Source organism: Acinetobacter sp. HA (assembly GCF_000264725.1).
Taxonomy (GTDB): domain Bacteria; phylum Pseudomonadota; class Gammaproteobacteria; order Pseudomonadales; family Moraxellaceae; genus Acinetobacter; species Acinetobacter schindleri.
The window spans coordinates 1-19,193 of the sequence record NZ_AJXD01000027.1; the positions used below are offsets into that span (position 1 = coordinate 1).

The following is a 19,193-nucleotide window of genomic DNA, read 5'->3' on the forward strand; positions in this document are numbered from 1 at the left end:
TTTAGGCATAGATGTATATTTCTGTGACCCACATTCACCTTGGCAAAAAGGCACATGCGAAAATATGAATGGTTTAATTAGGCAATATTTACCTAAAGGGATTGATTTAAATCAGGCAGATCAGCATTATTTAAATCAAGTTGCCATGTCACTGAATACTCGTCCTAGAAAGGCGTTAGATTGGCTTACACCATTAGAGAAATTTGCTCAGCTTGTTGATTATCATATGGCTTTTGAAACTGTCGCACCTCATGTTTGAATTCGCCCTATATCAATCTCATTCGGATTTTACGTAGCCATGTTCAAGACTGAAAATATAATTAAAAGAATAAAAAAACCACTTCAATTGAAGTGGTTTTCTATTAAATCATCTAAACTTATTTTTTAAACGGAAAAGCATATTTCACAATACGCTTGATCACGCTGCCGTACTGTTTTACCAGACTGGCATTGTTGTAGTTCAGACCATATTTCTCACAGACTGCCTGAACTTTTGGCGCCATTTGACGATAACGACGTGCAGGTACATCAGGGTATAAATGATGCTCAATCTGATGGCTCAAGTGACCAGTCAGAATATGAAATGCTTCAGAGCCTGTCAGATTCGATGAACCACGAATCTGGCGCATATACCAGTGACCACGGCTTTCGTTTTCCAGTACTGATTTCGGGAATACTTCAACATCCTTGGTAAAGTGACCGCAGAAAATAATACTAAATGTCCAAACGTTACGGATACCATTTGCCACCATATTACCAGCAAACACCGGCAATGCAGCAGGACCTGCAATTAATGGGAAGAAGATATAGTCCTTAAACAGCTGCTTGGTAATTTTACGCTGCATTGGTTTCCATTCTTCTTTGGTCTGTTCCTTGGTTTTACGACCCTTGAAATATTTACCCAGTTCCAGGTTTTGAATCGCTACGCCCCATTGGAACAACAGGCAGAATGGAATGCTGTAAATCGGTTGCAATAAATAACCCGGTTTCCAGCGTTGTTCAGGGAACAGACGAACCAGACCATAGCCGATATCATCATCCATACCTTTAATATTGGTATAGGTATGATGCTTAAAGTTATGGGTTTGACGCCAGTTGTCAGAAGTACCCACAATGTCCCATTCATAAGTCTGGCCATTCATCTTAGGATCATTCATCCAGTCGTACTGACCGTGCATGACATTATGACCCAACTCCATATTTTCCATGATTTTGGCAAAACCAAGCAGACCTGTACCTAAAATCCATGCTGGAGGGAACCAGCCTGCGAACAATAACGCACGACCCGCAATAGAAGAGTAACGAATTGCAGAATAGACACGACGGATATATTTCGCGTCTTTCTCGCCCAAGTCATCTAGCACTTCCTGCTTGATCGCATCAAGTTCACGCGCAAGTTCGTCCAATTCTGTCTGTGTCAGTTCACGGTTTTTCGGATTTTTAAAATACTGAAATTTTACTGGCATATTCATAGTGATCAACTCGCTTATAGGTCGATGACAAGGTCAGTCTGCGCTGAATTCACACAAATTTTCAGGAGATTTCCTGGTTCTTTATTTTGTGCGCCATTGACTAAATTTTTGGTAGAACCTTCAACTTTATTGCAAGCGCATTTATTACAAATACCCATACGACAGCCGTGGTTCGGTTTAATATTTTGCTGTTCCAGACTCGCCAGAATAGACTGACCTTTTGGAATGCTAACAACTTTATTAGATTGCGTCAGTGTGACATTCACAAAGCCTGTTTCAGTGTTATCGTCCAGACTCATGCTGAAAGCTTCAGACTTAAATACTTTGGCATGAGCAAACAGTATTTCTGCCTGAGCGACAAAACCTGATGGACCGCAAGCATAGACTGTTGTCTGATCAATATTTTGAAGATCGGTCAGATGACTTTGATTCAAGCGTTCCGCAGCCGGTTGTTCCTGAGTCGCGAATACTTTAAAGCTAAAGTTTGGATACTGCGCAGCAAATTCTTCAAAACGTGATTTGAATGCGACATCTTGATAATGCTTTACCCAGTACAGAAGCTGTACTGGCTGTTGACTCAGCTTGCCAGTCTTGCTCAATGCTTCGAGCAAACTCAGCATAGGTGTAATACCACTACCCGCTGCCAACAACAGCATTGGTGTTGCTTCAACAGCTAAAGTCATATCACCAAATGGCAAACCGAATTCAATAATGTCACCAACTTGAGCGATATTTGCCGCCCAATGACTTACCTTACCATCTTCAACTTTCTTGATGGTCAGTAACACATGTTGCTGATCTAGCTGCGTCAGACTATAGCTACGCTCGTAACGAATACCATTTACCACAACGTAAACTGGATGATGCTGGCCCGCTTCGCCAAATTTGAACAAGCGATTGACCTGAATTTTCAGGCTGACCATATCCTGGGCAGCATTTTCTTTATGCACAATCTTGCCCAATGGCTGGTTCAACGACCAGAGTGGGTTAAATTTCTGCATCCAGAAATTAATCGCATGCTGATCAATCACGCTTTCTTTAAAGAAATCGATCGGCGATTTACGTTTTGCGAGTACCTGCATCTTCATAGCAATCTTGTTGGGTTTTGAATTATTATACACATGTATATATATTTGTATATACACCTGTATTGTTTCTATTCATTTCACAAGTTTGCTGGGCTTCGCTATAATACTGGAATGCCTCATATCCAATACATGACGAGTCTTCAATGAAAATAAGCAGTGACGCTTCCCTACTCAAAACAAAGAACATTGATGAACCGATCATTGTACGCAGCGTGGGGCGTAAGGCGACCATTACCAAAGAAGAACTGTTTCAGGCAGCCTTGAATCTGATTGGCCCACAAAAAAGTATTGCCTCTTTAAGCCTGCGTGAAGTAGCACGCGAAGCCGGTATTGCACCGAACAGCTTTTATCGTCACTTTAAAGATATCGATGAACTGGCAATTGAACTGATTGACCGTGCCGGTCTGGTATTGCGTAAGATTCTGAATGAATCGCGTTTAAAGGCATCGAAACAGAACAGTATTATTCGTAGTTCAGTAGAAGTATTTATTGCCCAGTTAGATGCTGATGAAGGCAACCTGAGTTTGTTACTCCGTGAAGGCTATACTGGTTCACAATCATATAAACAGGCGGTAGAACGTCAACTCCAGTATTTTCAGCAGGAATTACAGGAAGACCTGGTACGTCTGGAAAGACTAAATAAAAGCCGTCTGCTCTATCCGGATATTGCTGCCAAAGCGATTACCCAGCTGGTATTTAACATGGGTGCCAAAGTGATAGATATGCCAGCTGATGAACGTCAGGAAATTGCTGAGCAGACCATGATCATGATACGCATGATTTTGGAAGGTGCTCGACATCTCGATCAGTCTCAAATCCGTTAATCTTGATGAATACAAGCTAAATAAAAAGAGATACCGATCATCTCTTTTTATTCGATATTATCCCAAAGTTTTCAGTTTGGCTTTTACATATTCAGCTACCTGTTTTGGCTGTTCCAGTGGAAACATATGTCCACCTGGCAAGACTGAATAATCAATTTGATAAATTTTCTTTAAGCCTTGCGGTAGACCCTGTTGATAGAACTGGCTCTGTTCTGCAGTGATGAGGTGAATGGGAACTTGCGGTGCTTTACGCGGGGTACGCCACCACCAGGCCGGAACTGTCCGAAAGATTTCTGCTTCAACCTGTTTTGGAATTTTTAAAGTTACGCCACCGCGCTGTTGATCTTCAACAATTCCACTGTCGATATAGTCCTGAAAACACTGTTCATCAAAATGCTTAAACAGGCGATTCGATCTCAGCGCTTCCACCGCGTCCAGCTGAGATGACCAGTGGTCTTTACGCTTTAAAGTAATACCTGCCGGAGTAAAGCGATCAATACTTTTTAAATTGAGCTTTTTCACCAGTTCAAATAACGCACTGTTTTTCCCAATCACAAAAGGCGGATCCATAATGATGAGCTTAGAAAATAAAGCTGGCTTTTTATAAGCTGCCATCATCGTAACCAAACCGCCAAAAGAGTGCCCAAGTCCAATCACTGATTGTCCTGAAAATTGCTGTTCAATATCGGCAATCACCTCATCCACCAAATAACGCCAGTCTGTGGTAATTGGATAATCTGGATTCATGCCGATCAAAGGAATACTTTTAACTGTATATTCATCCTGAAAACCGTTCAGGAACTTCCGATAAGTCGCTGATGGAATGCCGTTGGCATGGGTAAAATGTAAGGCTGGCTTCATGCGGTTATATAGTTTTTCAATCCATGATGTCTGCAAGCTTAACCTTAAAGATGACTAAAAATGAGCACATATTCTTCCAAAGCATGACCTTGAAGTCACCGAATGAAGGATAAAAGCAGCTGGATTATTTTTGCGAAACTGTCAGATGCTGATTTGCCAGAAACTGGGCGCCACAACTGGCTTTGTCACCTGCGACAATCACCGCCCGCCCTAAAACAGTAATGGATTGATTTTTGGCAATGGCGGTCACCACGCTATTGCACTTGGGACAGTAATGCTTCATGCCTTGCAAATGCACAGCGATGCCGTGAATTAATACAGAATTTTCCGCTTCGGCAACTACACCACCATGTGAAGTGTGCGAGCCTAGAGTAATAAACGCCTGAGACATTATTTTGATTTCTTGTTATGGTTTTTTACCATTTTAACCGAAGATGATTTTTAACAACAACCATTTACTGACAGCTCATATCTTCAAATAAATATTCTTATCTAAATGAAATAGTTTTAATCATATAAATCCTCATAATTTCAATTCAGATTTCTTGTAGAAAAATAGCCATAAAAAAAAACAGCCCGAAGGCTGCCTTTTCTTAGATGATTGTTATGGTTTAACCACCACCATCACCTGAATTGCTTCTGGGGTTACAGACAGACCATCCAGTAAGCTTAAACCTTCTTTCTGCAGTTTTTGCAGACGAGAAATTTCATCTTCACGGATGCTTGGGTTGAACTGTTTCAGGTAAGTCAGACGGTCAATTTCATATTGCCATTTGCTGCCATAGACTTCCTTCGCCTGTTGCTTGAATTGCGGCAAAGCAGCACGAGCCAGTTCCAGTGCCTGTTGATAACGTGCTTCAATTACTTCACGACGCGCTTTTACGACCTGACGGCAGCTATTGCCATCCAGATGATGCAAGTATGGCTTCAGGATTTCTGGTGCAATTTTTTGCGACAGATCCTGACCTTTTTCGCTCAGCAATACCCGAACCAATTGTTGTGGCAAGCTTGATGGTAAGTTCAGTGCTTTCGGTGCCACGACATCCACTTTAAACCAGACTTCAAGCAATACTGAACCTTGTGGCAATGCAGCAGACTTCAACACCGCAACATTGGTACTACCAAATCCTTGTGTATTGATCATTTCCATCACACTTTCAGTGAATGGATGTTCAAGCGTCAAGTATTGAGCATCTTCACGGATTTGTGCCTGATCACGATAGAAAGTTGCAGTCATGCCCTCTTCATCCAGAGTCAGACCTTGCACCTGCATTTGATCGGTTGGCTTGATAATCACCGTACCATTACTTTGCTCATCAAAATCAATGTTGGTCGATGCCATAAAGCGCTTCATGAACATTGGCAAAGTCGTATTATCGTCATAGTCTTCAAGCGCAGTGACGATTTCCTGTGCCACCATTGGACGGCAAGAGTTGTATTCCAACAGACGGTCACGGCCTTCTTGCAGTTCTGCTTCCAGCGCCTGACGTTGTACGGTCACTTCTTCTAGCAGGTCTTCAAAAGCCTGACCTTTATCAGCAAGTAAACAGTCTTTTAATTCAATAATGAAGTTTTCTTGCAATGTTTGCGCAGTTGGCGAAATATTGCTGAAAATATTCAGTGCTTCGTTATACCAGCGGAACATACGCTCTTGTGCAGTACCGACCAGATAAGGTACATAGATCTGGATACGATTTTCCTGACCGATACGATCCAGACGACCGATACGCTGCTCAAGCACATCTGGATTTGCTGGCAAGTCAAATAGGATCAGGTCAGAAGCAAACTGGAAGTTACGGCCTTCAGAACCAATTTCTGAACACAGTAAAATCTGCGCACCATAAGACTCTTCAGCGAAATAAGCTGCTGCCTGGTCACGTTCCAGCAGGCTCATGCCTTCATGGAACATCGCAGTACGGATACCAGCATGAAGACGTAGCACATTTTCCAGTGCTTCTACTACTGGACCACTACGCGCAATCAAAAGCACTTTTTTGTGTTTGAGATCAGCGCGGAGTTTTTCCATCAACCACATTACACGTGGGTCTGATTCCATCCAGGAACCATCAAGCTGTGATTCTTCTGGCCACATTTGCTCACGTAACTTGCCATCTTTAGACCAGTTTTCAGGTGCTGGTAATGGTGCTGGCTGGCAGTCCCGCCCCGGGAAGCCCTGAATGGCTTCACGGGTATTACGGAACAGGATACGACCTGTTCCATGGCGGTCTAGCAGTTCGTGAATCGCACGGAAACGTTGCTCAGGGTTATCTTCAATACGATGACCAAGCAGACCTTCAAGTGCTGCCAGATGCCCTTCTTCAAGTGGCATATCTGACATTAGCACTTCAGCAATTTTTGCAGTCTGCTGATATTGTGCTTCTTCATCCAGGAAACGGTCTAATGAACTGAAACGTTGTGGATCCAGCAAACGTAAACGCGCAAAGTGCGATTCCACACCCAGCTGTTCAGGTGTTGCCGTTAACAATAATACGCCTGGTGTTTTTTCAGATAGTTCTTCAACCAGATCGTAACGGTCGTTACCACCCTCTTCTTCACTCCACATCAAATGATGGGCTTCATCGACAACAAGAAGATCGAAACCAGCTTCAAGCGCCTGCTCACGCAGGTCTTCGTGATCAATCATCAGGTCAATAGAAGCAATAATGCGCTGTTCAGTCAGGAACGGATTTAGATCAGGATCGTGTTCTTTGATCGATGCAGTACGGGTTAAATCAAATAGTGAGAATTCCAGATTGAAACGACGGCGCATTTCAATCATCCACTGATATTGCAGTGAATCTGGTACCAGAATCAGAATACGTTCAGAACGGCCAGTTTTTAACTGTTGGTGAATGATCAAACCGGCTTCAATGGTTTTACCCAGACCTACTTCATCCGCCAGCAATACACGCGGTGCAAAACGTTTACCGACTTCGTGTGCGATATACAGCTGATGCGGAATCAAGCCTACACGTGAGCCAACCAGACCACGTAACGGGCTGCTTTGCATATTGGCTTGCATGAGCATAGCTTCAATACGCAGATCATACCATTCTTTATAATCAATTTGGCTAGCCAGCAAACGGTCTAATGGCTTAGACAGTTGAATGGTTGCACCAATACGGGTTTCATTCAGAGCTTTACGTTCCTCAGTACCATCACTTAAAGTACGTACAACCTGATAGCGCACCACGCCGTTGCGATCTTCAAAAGATTCAACTGTCCAGGTATTGCCTTCCTGGTCTTGCAGTTCATCATTTACATTAAAAATGATACGAGACAAAGGCGCATTGCTACGTGCATAGACACGGGTTTCGTCGCTTTTCGGGAATAAAATACTGACCGATCGCTCATCAACATCAATGAGAACCCCCAGACCGAGTTCTGTTTCAGTATCTGATAACCAACGTTGACCAATAGCAAACTGCTGCAATTTTTCCACCTTTATCTTAAGTACAAGACTGTAAAGATTATGCTCAAAAATAACACATCATTTGAGCAAAATTTCACATCTTTAAGCAATATATTTTGACACAAAGCCCACCAAAAGTGGGCATCAATAACGACGATTAAACGAGTATTTCCTAGAATGGTGCCGGGCAATGAAACTCGACTTTTTCTGCATTTTTAGGATGAATAAAACTGAGCTGTTCTGCATGCAGGCACAGGCGTGGCATCAACTGTTGCTGTTGCACTGTAGCATATAAAGTATCGCCAATAATTGGATGACCGAGATACTGCATGTGTACACGGAGCTGATGTGAACGGCCGGTAATGGGTGTCAGTTTGACGCGAGTAACGGGCTGTCCCTGAATTTCAAAATGCTCGACTGCCTGCCAGTGGGTCAATGCGGGCTTATTATGATTTGGTTCAGCAACATGTAATGGTGGACGGCTTGGATCATAGATCACCGGTATATCGACAGTACCTTCACCGTCTAATGTTCCGGCTACAATAGCTTGATAGGTTTTATCGGTTTGGCGTTCCTGAAACTGGCGCGAAATAGATTTTTGTCCTTCACGGCTTAAGGCAAAGACCAGAATTCCTGAAGTGTCCCGATCGAGACGATGAATAAGCAGTGTTTTTGGTTCTAATTCTACTAATCTGTTAATCAGGCAATCTTGCAAATCTTCTGTTTTACCGGGTACCGTGAGTAAACCTGCCGGTTTATGAATGACCATAAAATCGTCATCACGATGAATCAGATGTTCGGTTAGAAAATTGCTCAAAGTTCAATCCCTGGCTGATCGCGCAAAACAAGGCGGCAATGATAGAAAGCTTGGCACAGAATTACAATGTCGTTTTCTGTAATTGCCGATGAAATTTCCGATTATATTAAGAAAATTACCCAATTCGTGCTTATCTGCGTGTTGATTGCAGAACAAAACTCACCAGTTCTTCTAGTGAAGGATATTCATAAACATCTTCATAACGGATATTTGCACCATTAGCGCGCCACACACCAACCAGGCTTACCACAGCGATCGAGTCTAGTCCGTATTGTCTTAAATCTACATGTGGATCAATATTTAGTGCATCCATATCCAGCTGTTCAGCTACTGCTAACATAATACCTTTGCTCGACAACACATATTCTGCTGGCGCACTCAGATTCCATAATCGGGTCAAGCTATAACTATTCATATGATGCAAGCCTTGTGCCGAAATATTATCAATCCACTGGATATGCTGTTCCTGATTTGGCAATAGGATCGCATCATCAATCACGCAAATTTGCTCAGTCACACTTTGTAAATGTGGCAGGATTTGTTTCAACATTGGGGTGATTGTGCCTGCAAAGATTAACTGTGGATGGGTTGAGGCATATTCACCGAGTTGCTGCATACCTTGAATCAGATCATCACCGTACAGATCAACAATGGGAATATCGAGTGCTTTGGCTTTGTTGCTGATTTGAATCAGGTTGTGCATAAGCACACTGTCTTGAATGCCCTGTATCATGCGTAGATTTTGTAAGCCTACAAGAACTAAAACAGATTGTGCTGATGCCAATTGCCATTTGGCTTGAGATGGTGCGAGTTGGATTTTTTTAGGCATTGGGTACAGCATAGTAAACTCTTATAAATACAAAATGGCATGAGGATTCATGCTATTTTAGTCTAGTCTCAATTTGAAAAAATTTTGATTGTACAAACATTTATTGAACTAATTTCATATAACACCCTTATATTAAATAGACATAAATTTAGTAAATTATTCATGCTCCATCTTTAGAAAAACTTGCAGATTCTTTTTTAATTTGTAATCCTTGTCACTAAGGGTGTCTAGCTAAGCTAAGGCAGGTGTGTGTTGTAGTCGGGCCGCTACAATAATGATAAAGAGCGCCTGTATGTTGAATTTCAAGATTTTTAATAAAGTCTCTACAGAAGTATTGACGATAAAAAATGACCTCCAGCTTAATTCTGAGCAGCAATTAATTAATAAATATAGAACTTCTACTTCTGAAGATTATAGACAAGCTATTGTTTTGATCTTTAAAGAACGTGGTTACACTAGACTAGAAATAGGCCAAATATTCGAAAGGTAAATTTAAACTTTTTCTAAAATTAATATAATAAACTTGACATGAAATACGATTTTTATTTTATATAGAAAACCCCCCTCATTACCGATTGGGCTTTTATTTGATATTTCACGTTCCACGCTTCATTTTGGAACAATTTATTGAATTGAGTTAATCAATTTCTATTTTGAATTAGCTTAGCTGCGCCAAAAACTTCTCAATCGCCACCTGTGCAATCTCCGCATCTTCAAATGACTTTACACCAGATACACCCATCGCACCCACCAACTGCCCTTGATACAGAATCGGCTCACCACCTTCCAACATACCCGAGAAGGTATCCATTGTCAGAAAGCCCATTTGGCCGCCTTTAATAATATCTTCAAAAAGCTTGGATGGACGGCGACTGATTGCAGAACAACGTGCTTTTTCCAGACACAGGTTTGCTGTCATAGGTGAAGCACTATCCATACGCTTCATCGCAAGTAAATTACCCGTTTCATCCACCACCGCAATGCTGACATTAAAGCTATTCTGAATCGCATATTGATGGGCTTGATCTAATAAAAATTCTGCATCACTTAAAGTCAAATAATGTTTGGTTTGCATTTTGATCTCAAATTAACTGAAGCTTCCCTCTCCTTTTAGGGGAGGGTTAGGGAGAGGTGTGATCTTTATTTACAACGATGAATACCCTCTCCTGAGCGAATATTAAAAGCATTGCTTATAAATTGCTTATAAAATGAAGCCCAAGAGAGGGTTAGGGAGGATTTAAAATTTAGCCTTTCATCTCAGCAAAAGTTTCTTTTGCTGCTTGAATGGTATAGGCAATATCTTCATCGCTGTGTGCAGCAGAAATAAAGCCAGCTTCAAATGCTGATGGCGCCAGATTTACGCCACGATTGAGCATCCCATGGAAGAATTTACGGAAAGCATCGACATCGCATTTCAACATTGAATCGAAGCTGGTGATGTCTTCTTGATCAGTAAAGTATAGACCAAACATACCACCGACTTGTTGGGTCTTGAATGGAATACCAGCTTCATCCGCAGCAGCTTGTAAACCAACCAGCAGTTTCTCAAGTTGCGCAGTCAGTTTTTCATAGAAGCCCGGTTCACGCAGATGCTTAAACATCTCGATACCAGCACGCATTGCCAGTGGGTTACCTGACAAAGTACCTGCTTGATACACCTTACCAAGCGGTGCGATGCATTCCATCACTTCACGTTTACCTCCGAATGCACCCACTGGCAGACCTGCACCGATGATTTTACCTAAAGTGGTTAAGTCAGGAGTTACGCCATAATGTGCTTGCGCGCCACCAAGACCCACACGGAAACCTGTCATCACTTCATCAATAATGAAAACTGAACCATGCTCATCACATACATCACGAATGGCTTGCAAGAAACCGTCAATCGGTTTCACCAGGTTCATGTTACCTGCCACAGGTTCAACAATCACACCCGCAATTTCAGAACCGAACTTGGCAAAGCATTCTTTTAAGGTAGCGATGTCATTGTATGGAAGTGTTAAAGTATGTTTTGCAAAGTCCGCTGGTACGCCCGCAGAAGTCGCTTCGCCCTCGCCTTTGGTCAAAAGCCCTGAACCTGCTTTTACCAGTAAGGAATCCGAGTGACCGTGGTAACAACCTTCAAACTTCACGATCTTGTCACGGCCAGTATAACCACGTGCCAGACGGATCGCAGTCATCGTTGCTTCAGTACCTGAGTTGGTCATACGAACCAGTTCAATTGATGGCATGATATCGCAAATGATATCCGCCAAAGTCGTTTCATGAACCGTCGGTGCACCAAAGCTTAAGCCATCTACCGCAGCATCCTGAACAGCTTTAATAATAGCTGGATGCGCATGACCCAAAATCATCGGCCCCCATGAACCGACATAGTCCACATAACGTTTACCATCGACATCGTATAGATAAGCACCTTGTGCTTTCTCGATAAAGACTGGCGTACCGCCTACGCCGTTAAAAGCACGTACAGGTGAGTTTACGCCACCTGGAATATGTTTATTGGCTTGTTTAAATAGTTGTTCTTGCTTTGGAGATAAACTCATGAAAATCACTCAACTCAAAAAAATAAGATAAGAAATAAAAAATTAAGCTTGTTCAGCAAATAGTTCTGACCAGTCATACACACGTTGACCGACAGTAGACATTGAACGACCTAAAACATCGTTAATAACCGCACAAAGATCCGCACCTGCCCCAATCACCTCTTTCGAGTTTTCAACAGTTAAGCCACCAATTGCACAGATGGGTACATTTAATTTTTGCTTGGCCAGTTTTAAAGTTTCCAAGCCAATATTGCCCGCTTCAGGTTTGCTATCAGTGGCATAGATCGCGCCAAATGCCACATAATTTGCACCATCTGCAATGGCTTGTTCAGCCAGCTCAAGTGAGTTGTTGCAACTACGACCAATCAAAACATTTTTAGGTAACCGTTCAACAGCTTCCCGAATGGAACCATCACCCTGCCCCAAATGCACACCTACGCCATATTTTACCGCAGTTTCTAAATCATCATTAATCACAAATGGAACTTTATATTGTTCACACATTTGTTTCATATATTCGATTTCATAAGCCTGATTTTCTTTCGCCACTTTTTTACGACGATACTGAAGTACTGCAACTTCATAAGTTGCCATCGCACCTTCAAGTTTCGCAAGAAGAAGTTCAATTGGATCATCATTGGTAATTAAATATAAACCGCGCATGACTGCCGCCATTCAAAATACATCAGCTATTATAGGCATAACCAAGAGTATGATGACACCATGCAAACTTATATAACGACATATTTTCAGTAAATAAATACAAGGAATGCAGTATCAAAATAACCAGTTCATTTAATGTGGAAAATTAATAATTTCAGGGATAATTTATATCTGCTATTTGACTTAAATAAATCACATAAAAATAATCATCAGTTATGAATCACTCATTTGATACCCTGATTTTTATGCACCCAATTTGTAGGAGCATTGCAGAATGTCAGGTAATAATTTTACCTTGCCGGATGTTGGCCATAAAAAAAGCCCGGAGAAGGTCACTCCAGGCATGGAAAACTGTGTAATTCTTGCTGCTATATCTTTTGGTAAAATATTACCTTTAGACAACGCCTTAATTATTAGAACATTAACTCTAAGCTTGCAAGCGTTTTCCTGTAATTTTGATGACCCATCAATACATTTTTTTATTTTTTAATCCGTTTTAACTTGGAATCTTGTCCTGATCACGACTAATCAGGCTGATATTGCCACGCAATACATCAGCAAACATACGCCAATCCGAGACAAAACTATATAGTGGCTGCTTAAAGCTAGCGGGCTTGTTTTTCTCAAAAATAAAATGTCCGATCCAAGCACAGGCATAACCCGATGCCAGTCCATAAAGAAAATATTTAGGTTTACGCTGTATGATCGCCTTGCTAAAGAAATACAGCCCGATACTGCTCCCTGCTACATGCAGACGGCGACTCATAATATTGCGGTGTTCAGTCAGATAAAATCGATAAAATTCATGATAATCACGGATCGGCATTGGCTGGCTAACTGCTAGCGTCAGATTCGCTTTAGGTTCTACTTGTGCATTCATGGCATCATCCTGATATTTTTAATTTCACATTAGCGCATTATTTAAACATTTAAAAGTGCGATTTCATGCAGTGAGCTTTCTCAGCTATGTTTAATTTTCCTTGAATCTAGCATGCTTTCAACTGCTTAGGCATGAATAAATTCTATCAATTTAAACAGGTTCATGATTTTTTTAGCCTGGTCAAGTCTTACTAAAAAAATGATTTTAGTTACAATCTTCGACTTAAAAATTAAAAACATGATTGCAGCGTATATGTGCTCACATCCACAGCATATACAAAGCACCATCAGCTCTGTCTATCACCTTTATAGACAGTACAAACAGGATATTTATCATGGTTGAAGTTGAACTTAAATTTCAGATTCCTGCAGCACGCCGCACTGCGCTGTTAAAGGCACTTGATCCGAAGAAGTCCGAACAGATTCAACTACAAGCCAAATACTATGACACCGAAGACCGTCTGCTTTCAAAAAGTGGCGTAGCCCTCCGTCAGCGTCTGGAAGGCACTCGTTGGGTACAAACCTTAAAAGCAGCCGGTAAAAGCCATATTGAACGTTTTGAACATAATCATGACTTGGGTGAACTGGAACGGGCACCTGAACTGGATCTGAATATTTATGCCGCTGCACCAGAAGCGCAACAAATTTTAAATAATGCACTGGGTGATCAGATCAGCCAGCTCAAGCTACAGTTTGAAACGGATATCACCCGTACCCTGCGCGTGATTGAATATGAAGGCACTGGAATTGAAGTTGCCCTCGATATCGGTGCGATCCGTACTCTAGATGCCGAACAGGAAGTCCATGAAGTCGAATTCGAACTAAAAAGTGGTTCAGTTGAACAATTGCTGGCATTTAGCTTTGAATGGGTTAAGAAATATCAGCTATGGCTCGATGTGCGCAGCAAAGCAGAAATCGGTAACCTGCTTGCAACTCAGCAAAAAGTCAGTCCGGCAACCCAGGTAAAAGAATTCCAGCTCAGCAAAAAAGATAGTGCAGCCAAAGCTTTATGTAGTCTGATTGCCCAGCAGATGCAGCATTTACTGCCGAATATCGCAGCAATCTCGGCACAGGTAGCTGAACAGGATCATATCGATCAGGCTCAGCAAGCGCTAGAGCATTTGTATCTAAGTGTTCTGTTATTTAAAAACTGGCATTCTGGCATTTCGGATAAATGGGCACATCAGCTGGAAGCTTTTAAGAAGCAGTTTGAACACTTGCAGCATTTACAGCATATGCAAAGCACATTAGCCGCCTTTTTACAGAATCCGACTACTGCAGAAAACCTGAGTAAAGATATTCTATATACTAAGGAAAAACTGGGTAATCTGGTGAAGTCGACACAGAATGTGCATCACTATCTGGAACTGCTGATCTTTAGCCTGAAAGAAGATGTCAAAAGCACACAGGATTTAAAAACCGTAGCGCAGGCAACTTTGCAACAGCAATATAAAGCTTTACAAGAGCAGATGAACCAGACTGAAATTCATGATTTTGAACAACTAGATCTACTTGCGGTGCGTATTCAGGAACTGAAGTTCAGCTTTCCAATTCTGACTTCAATTTATGATGTGAAAAATCTACAGAAATACAGTAAGGCGCTAAATGATGCGCAGCTGGCAGCAGCTGAATACCAGACTCTAGCCTCCTCAGCAGTCTATATTCAGCAGACTGAGCTTGAAGCCAGTGACTGGTTTGTCTTGGGCTGGCTGACTGCAAAGCAGGAAGTTTATGCACAAAAACTGCTAGAGGCCACAGAACAGTTTCTGATAAGCCGCAAGTTTTTAAAATAAAGTCGCTTTATCAAGTTTTATTGCAGTTGTAGAAAATCCATCCTAAAGCACTTCAGTCGCAGAGGTGCTTTTTGTTGCATTTGCAGCTTATCTTTTCCAAACGCTTTGGGCTATATTCACTATTATAATTATTAGACGCCGTATCGAGGAGGAGCACCCGATGGCAGAAATCGAACTCAAATTTCAAGTTCCCTCCCACATGCACGCACAGCTGCAACAAGACTTCATCAGTTTAACGCTAGTGCGTAATCATCTCTGGGCTCGTTATTTTGATACGACTGAGTTACAGCTGCGCGAGCATGGCATTGCTTTACGGCAGCGCCTGGAAAATGAAATCTGGCTACAGACCCTTAAAGCTCCTGGGAAACAGCCTTTTGAGCGTCTGGAGGTGGAATTTGAGCTAGGAAAAGAACAGCCTGAACAATGTGACCTTAAACACTATAAAAATTATCCTGAAGTCAGTGAACTGCTTAAAGAAGCATTAGGATCACTAAAAATTCCTTTACATCTGCAATTTGAAACTGAAGTGCAACGTTCTATTCATGTAGAAAACTATAAAAACAGTGTGATTGAAATTGCTTTTGATCAAGGTGAAATCCGGCATGGTACAGAATTTATTGCCATTTATGAGCTGGAATTTGAACTCAAACAGGGACAGCTGAGTGAACTGATCGAATTTGTACAACCCTGGATCCAACGTTATGACTTATGGCTAGACAGCCGTAGCAAGTCAGATCGTGGCTATGCTTTGATTGAAGGCAGCAGCATTACACCTGCTCAACATCAACTGCCGCTGGTATTAAGCAAGGATGATAACCTACATGGCATGTTGCAGAAAATTATTAGAAATACCTTGCAGCACCTACTTCCTAATGCGACGGCGCTGTCTACTGAACATTATGACAGTGAACATATCCATCAAGCTCGGGTCGCTATCCGTCGTCTGCGCAGTGCCTTGCGCTTTTTTAATGTCGATGAGCTAGAAATTCCTCCAATTTGGGTGGAACAACTGACTGAGCTTTTTCAGCAACTCGGTGCAGCACGTGATCGCGATGCCTTGGCTGAAAGCTTATTGCCACAACTTGAAGCTGCTGGATCACCGATTCTGAGCTTACCACCGGCAACAGAAGAAAATGTCGATGTAGAACAGGTGTTCCGGGAACCAGAAACCAATTATCTGATACTGGACTTACTGCGTTATAGTGAAGCAGAACCTAAACAGGTCACCACAGATATTCGTGTACTGTATAAGCGTCTAAGCAAATTACATCAGCAGATCTGTGCCGATGCTGAACAGTTTTGTGAGCTGGCAATTGAGGATCAGCATCGTACCCGTAAACGGGTAAAGCGTTTACGCTATAACATCGAATTTCTGCAAAACCTGTTTCCAGCCAAACAGGTGAAAAATTATCTTAAAGCGTTAAAACCGCTACAGGAAAGCCTGGGTCAATATAATGACCTGCATGTTGCAGAAAGCCTATATCAACCTTATGTGAAACGAAAGCCTAAAGCATGGTTTGTGCTGGGCTGGTTACATGCGGAGCAACAGCGCCTGCAAAAGGAAATTCAGGCAGAGTTACAGCAATTTGCCCAGGTACAGCCTTTCTGGAAGAAATAGATCAGTAAATACTTAACGATATTTACCGTAAACTTTCCAGATATTGTTATCGGCAAGCGGATCGTTATAACTGTCACTGCGCTGTTTACGTGGCTTATCTCGTGCATCTACCAGTTCGAAATTCTGCTCTACGCTCAGAACAATACCATTCACATAGAATCGAGTCCGGGTATATTCACTTTGCCCATGCTGGAACACATAAGTGCGTAAATCGACAAATTCCCGATGTGCCACCAGCGCTGCTGTCTCATCACTGTCTAGCCAGCGTTGCATCGCCTGAATCTGTGCCGGCTCGAATTGACCGCATTTTTCTACCAGACTGGCAATGCCGCGAAAAGTTTTTGATTCTTTGGCGCGGGTTTTATTGATCCGGATACGATCGACATGAAAATAGAATAATGGCAGATTTAAATGGCTAGGCAGATGAACTGCATCCAGCACTTCATCTTCCATAAAAGGCTGAAACAGATCCTGCGCCCTTTCAATCAGACCCGTCCACTGATGATAATATTCTTCCACCTGCGACTTGCTGCCATAATAAATTGGTAGTCCTTCAACATTGGTCAGATTGACTGGTGGCCAGATATTTTGACGTAATAAGGCAATGTCACTTTTTAGGCTTTGTACAGCAATTGCATCTTGCATGGGAATCACATTTTTATGCTTAGGCTATTTTTAGATTAAGGCAAAGGTTTAGTTTCTGCAAGGCTTTGCCTATAATAAGTCGATTAAGATTTTAGTGTCAGGAAAAATTCATGGTTCAAAAGATTGAAGCGACCGATGTAACCGAAGAAGAAGCGTTAAATGCTGCATTCTTTGAACGTGCTGATGAATTTATCAAGCAAGCCAATGAGTTTAGCCGCGTAGAAAAAGGCTCTCAGGACAATCCTGCAGAAAAGCGTGGTCAAGTCAGCGCTTCGATGCTGTTTGCAACTGCCCGTTTTAATACCTGGGTGGCAGCCAACAATTTCAAAGACGGCAATGAAATGCGTGATGCCAAAGATCAGGTGATGTCTTACATTCTTCAGCAGTTCCAGATGATGCTGGAAGACAATTATGATGAATACTGCGAGCAGTTCGAAAACTATTTGCGCTTCCGTCATAACGAAGAATTCCATGCTAACAAGCATAAACATGATCATGACCACGATCATTAATGCTCAGCCCTTCGGGGCTTTTTTTATACCTGGCATTTTTAGATCAACTTTTTGCATTGACGCCCGTATTATTTTACTTCTATATAGCAATAAGAATAATTCCAATAACAACAAGGAAAGTCATGCAGCTTAGCTTCCCCATCATCGACCCACATATCCATCAGTGGGATCCCTATCACACCCCTCATGCGGCAGCACTGGCAGTCAAACTGTTTGGTAAGCATCCTCGCCTGCTGGACCGTATGGTGCGCCTCCTGAATCCCAAACCAATTATTGAAACGATAGGCCTGACTGAACACATTACCGCACCTTATTTACCTGCCCATTATAAACAGGATATTGGTCGTTATCAGGTTGAACAGGTGGTACATATTGAAGCTGGCTGGCATGAACACAAAGGCACAGGTGTCGTGAATGAAACCCGATTTGTAGCCGGTCTGCCTTTTCAGGCACACGATCTGGCATTAGGTGCAATTGTGGCTACGGCGGATCCACGCAGGAAAGACTTTAAAAAATTACTGCAACTCCATCAGGAAGTTTCGCCCAAGTTTCGTGGGATCCGTAAAATGGCTTCCGTGCATCCGGATAAAGGCGTGCATGCCTGGGCTGATGAACCCCATTTGTACCTTAATAAAAAATTCCTGAAAGGGTTTGAACATCTGGCCAAAGCCGGGCTGAGTTTTGATGCCTGGGTCTATTCCACCCAGATTTCTGATGTGATTCATCTTGCCAAGACTTTCCCTGAAACACCGATTGTTCTGGATCATCTCGGCACGCCTGTTGGACTATTTGGCACAGTGGGTAAAGGTACCGGAAAAACTGCACAGGAAAGGCAACGGATTCTAAAAAACTGGCAAACAGATCTGGCCAAACTGGCAGAGTGTCCGAATGTCATGACCAAAATCTCTGCGCTATTTATGCCAGTGCTGGGTCATCATTTTCATCAGCAGCGACAATTAGCTTCCAAAGCACAGCTCATTGAACTTGCGACACCTCTAATTCAGCATGCCCTAAAATGCTTTGGAACGGATCGTGCCATGTTTGCCTCCAATTTTCCGATGGATCGGGTCAGTGCAAATCTAGTTGATATCATTGATGCCTTTAGCGATATCGTACATAACTATGATGAAAATGCTTTAAAATCTGTTTTTTATGACAATGCTAAAGGTTTTTACCGGCTTTAAAGGTTGAGAAAAAAGCCAGAAATTATGGAATATCTATTACCTCTCACCTA

20 protein-coding genes are annotated in these 19,193 nt (G+C 42.2%); 8 read left to right on the forward strand and 12 right to left on the reverse strand.

The features are described 5' to 3' along the window. Positions 1 to 259, forward strand: a 259-nt coding sequence (locus tag HADU_RS06790) for an IS30 family transposase (protein WP_008304715.1), incomplete at its 5' end; no start/stop codon positions are given. A gap of 118 nt (positions 260 to 377) precedes the next feature. Here HADU_RS06790 and HADU_RS06795 read toward each other — a convergent pair. Continuing rightward, a complete protein-coding gene (locus HADU_RS06795; RefSeq protein ID WP_005221693.1) occupies positions 378 to 1,472 on the reverse strand; it encodes a fatty acid desaturase family protein in 1,095 nt (364 codons plus the stop codon). 14 nt (positions 1,473 to 1,486) lie between these two features. Then, a complete protein-coding gene (locus tag HADU_RS06800) occupies positions 1,487 to 2,554 on the reverse strand; it encodes a ferredoxin reductase (RefSeq protein ID WP_008304718.1) in 1,068 nt (355 codons plus the stop codon). Positions 2,555 to 2,703: 149 nt separating this feature from the next. Between HADU_RS06800 and fabR the strand changes: the two genes are divergently transcribed. After that, the gene (gene fabR, locus HADU_RS06805) at positions 2,704 to 3,384 is read left to right on the forward strand and encodes an HTH-type transcriptional repressor FabR (protein ID WP_004894263.1); all 681 of its coding nucleotides are present in this window, start codon (positions 2,704 to 2,706) and stop codon (positions 3,382 to 3,384) included. Positions 3,385 to 3,441: 57 nt separating this feature from the next. Here fabR and HADU_RS06810 read toward each other — a convergent pair whose 3' ends face one another. The 5 genes from HADU_RS06810 to HADU_RS06830 form a co-directional block, all read right to left on the reverse strand. Then, positions 3,442 to 4,245: an alpha/beta fold hydrolase gene (locus HADU_RS06810; protein WP_008304721.1), complete on the reverse strand. Its 804-nt coding sequence runs from the start codon at positions 4,243 to 4,245 to the stop codon at positions 3,442 to 3,444. A 124-nt stretch (positions 4,246 to 4,369) separates the two neighbouring features. Continuing rightward, complete coding sequence (locus tag HADU_RS06815; RefSeq protein ID WP_008304723.1) at positions 4,370 to 4,636, reverse strand: PAAR domain-containing protein; 267 nt, start codon at positions 4,634 to 4,636, stop codon at positions 4,370 to 4,372. Between the two features lie 213 nt (positions 4,637 to 4,849). Continuing rightward, on the reverse strand, positions 4,850 to 7,687 hold the full coding sequence (rapA, locus tag HADU_RS06820; protein WP_008304725.1) for an RNA polymerase-associated protein RapA: 2,838 nt from the start codon (positions 7,685 to 7,687) through the stop codon (positions 4,850 to 4,852). 142 nt (positions 7,688 to 7,829) lie between these two features. Continuing rightward, complete coding sequence (locus tag HADU_RS06825; RefSeq protein WP_008304726.1) at positions 7,830 to 8,474, reverse strand: RluA family pseudouridine synthase; 645 nt, start codon at positions 8,472 to 8,474, stop codon at positions 7,830 to 7,832. Positions 8,475 to 8,604: 130 nt separating this feature from the next. Next, the gene (locus HADU_RS06830; RefSeq protein ID WP_008304729.1) at positions 8,605 to 9,315 is read right to left on the reverse strand and encodes a phosphopantetheine-binding protein; all 711 of its coding nucleotides are present in this window, start codon (positions 9,313 to 9,315) and stop codon (positions 8,605 to 8,607) included. Positions 9,316 to 9,595: 280 nt separating this feature from the next. On the opposite strand from HADU_RS06830, the gene HADU_RS06835 reads away from it, so the two are divergent. Next, on the forward strand, positions 9,596 to 9,793 hold the full coding sequence (locus tag HADU_RS06835; protein ID WP_004812396.1) for a hypothetical protein: 198 nt from the start codon (positions 9,596 to 9,598) through the stop codon (positions 9,791 to 9,793). A 168-nt stretch (positions 9,794 to 9,961) separates the two neighbouring features. Here the strand turns inward: HADU_RS06835 and HADU_RS06840 are convergent, their stop codons facing one another. From HADU_RS06840 to thiE, 3 genes are all read right to left on the reverse strand, one after another. Beyond that, positions 9,962 to 10,378, reverse strand: coding sequence for a GlcG/HbpS family heme-binding protein (locus HADU_RS06840; RefSeq protein WP_008304733.1), 417 nt, complete (start codon positions 10,376 to 10,378; stop codon positions 9,962 to 9,964). A gap of 169 nt (positions 10,379 to 10,547) precedes the next feature. Then, entirely contained in the window at positions 10,548 to 11,849 is a 1,302-nt protein-coding gene (gene hemL, locus HADU_RS06845) for a glutamate-1-semialdehyde 2,1-aminomutase (protein WP_008304734.1), read from the reverse strand. Between the two features lie 42 nt (positions 11,850 to 11,891). After that, positions 11,892 to 12,512: a thiamine phosphate synthase gene (thiE, locus tag HADU_RS06850; protein ID WP_008304736.1), complete on the reverse strand. Its 621-nt coding sequence runs from the start codon at positions 12,510 to 12,512 to the stop codon at positions 11,892 to 11,894. 274 nt (positions 12,513 to 12,786) lie between these two features. On the opposite strand from thiE, the gene HADU_RS06855 reads away from it, so the two are divergent. Then, on the forward strand, positions 12,787 to 13,002 hold the full coding sequence (locus HADU_RS06855; RefSeq protein ID WP_004812390.1) for a hypothetical protein: 216 nt from the start codon (positions 12,787 to 12,789) through the stop codon (positions 13,000 to 13,002). Between the two features lie 6 nt (positions 13,003 to 13,008). Here HADU_RS06855 and HADU_RS06860 read toward each other — a convergent pair whose 3' ends face one another. Continuing rightward, positions 13,009 to 13,392 (reverse strand): DUF962 domain-containing protein, encoded by a 384-nt coding sequence (locus HADU_RS06860; RefSeq protein WP_004812387.1) that lies wholly within the window; start codon positions 13,390 to 13,392, stop codon positions 13,009 to 13,011. A gap of 334 nt (positions 13,393 to 13,726) precedes the next feature. Here HADU_RS06860 and HADU_RS06865 point away from each other — a divergent pair, with 334 nt between their 5' ends. Then, complete coding sequence (locus HADU_RS06865) at positions 13,727 to 15,184, forward strand: CYTH domain-containing protein (RefSeq protein ID WP_008304741.1); 1,458 nt, start codon at positions 13,727 to 13,729, stop codon at positions 15,182 to 15,184. A 160-nt stretch (positions 15,185 to 15,344) separates the two neighbouring features. Then, positions 15,345 to 16,802: a CYTH and CHAD domain-containing protein gene (locus HADU_RS06870; protein ID WP_008304743.1), complete on the forward strand. Its 1,458-nt coding sequence runs from the start codon at positions 15,345 to 15,347 to the stop codon at positions 16,800 to 16,802. A 12-nt stretch (positions 16,803 to 16,814) separates the two neighbouring features. Here HADU_RS06870 and HADU_RS06875 read toward each other — a convergent pair whose 3' ends face one another. Beyond that, positions 16,815 to 17,447: a hypothetical protein gene (locus HADU_RS06875; RefSeq protein ID WP_008304746.1), complete on the reverse strand. Its 633-nt coding sequence runs from the start codon at positions 17,445 to 17,447 to the stop codon at positions 16,815 to 16,817. 110 nt (positions 17,448 to 17,557) lie between these two features. Here HADU_RS06875 and HADU_RS06880 point away from each other — a divergent pair, with 110 nt between their 5' ends. Beyond that, positions 17,558 to 17,959 (forward strand): DUF3144 domain-containing protein, encoded by a 402-nt coding sequence (locus HADU_RS06880; RefSeq protein ID WP_004812380.1) that lies wholly within the window; start codon positions 17,558 to 17,560, stop codon positions 17,957 to 17,959. A gap of 122 nt (positions 17,960 to 18,081) precedes the next feature. Beyond that, the gene (locus HADU_RS06885; RefSeq protein ID WP_008304748.1) at positions 18,082 to 19,143 is read left to right on the forward strand and encodes an amidohydrolase family protein; all 1,062 of its coding nucleotides are present in this window, start codon (positions 18,082 to 18,084) and stop codon (positions 19,141 to 19,143) included. Positions 19,144 to 19,193 lie beyond the last annotated feature (50 nt).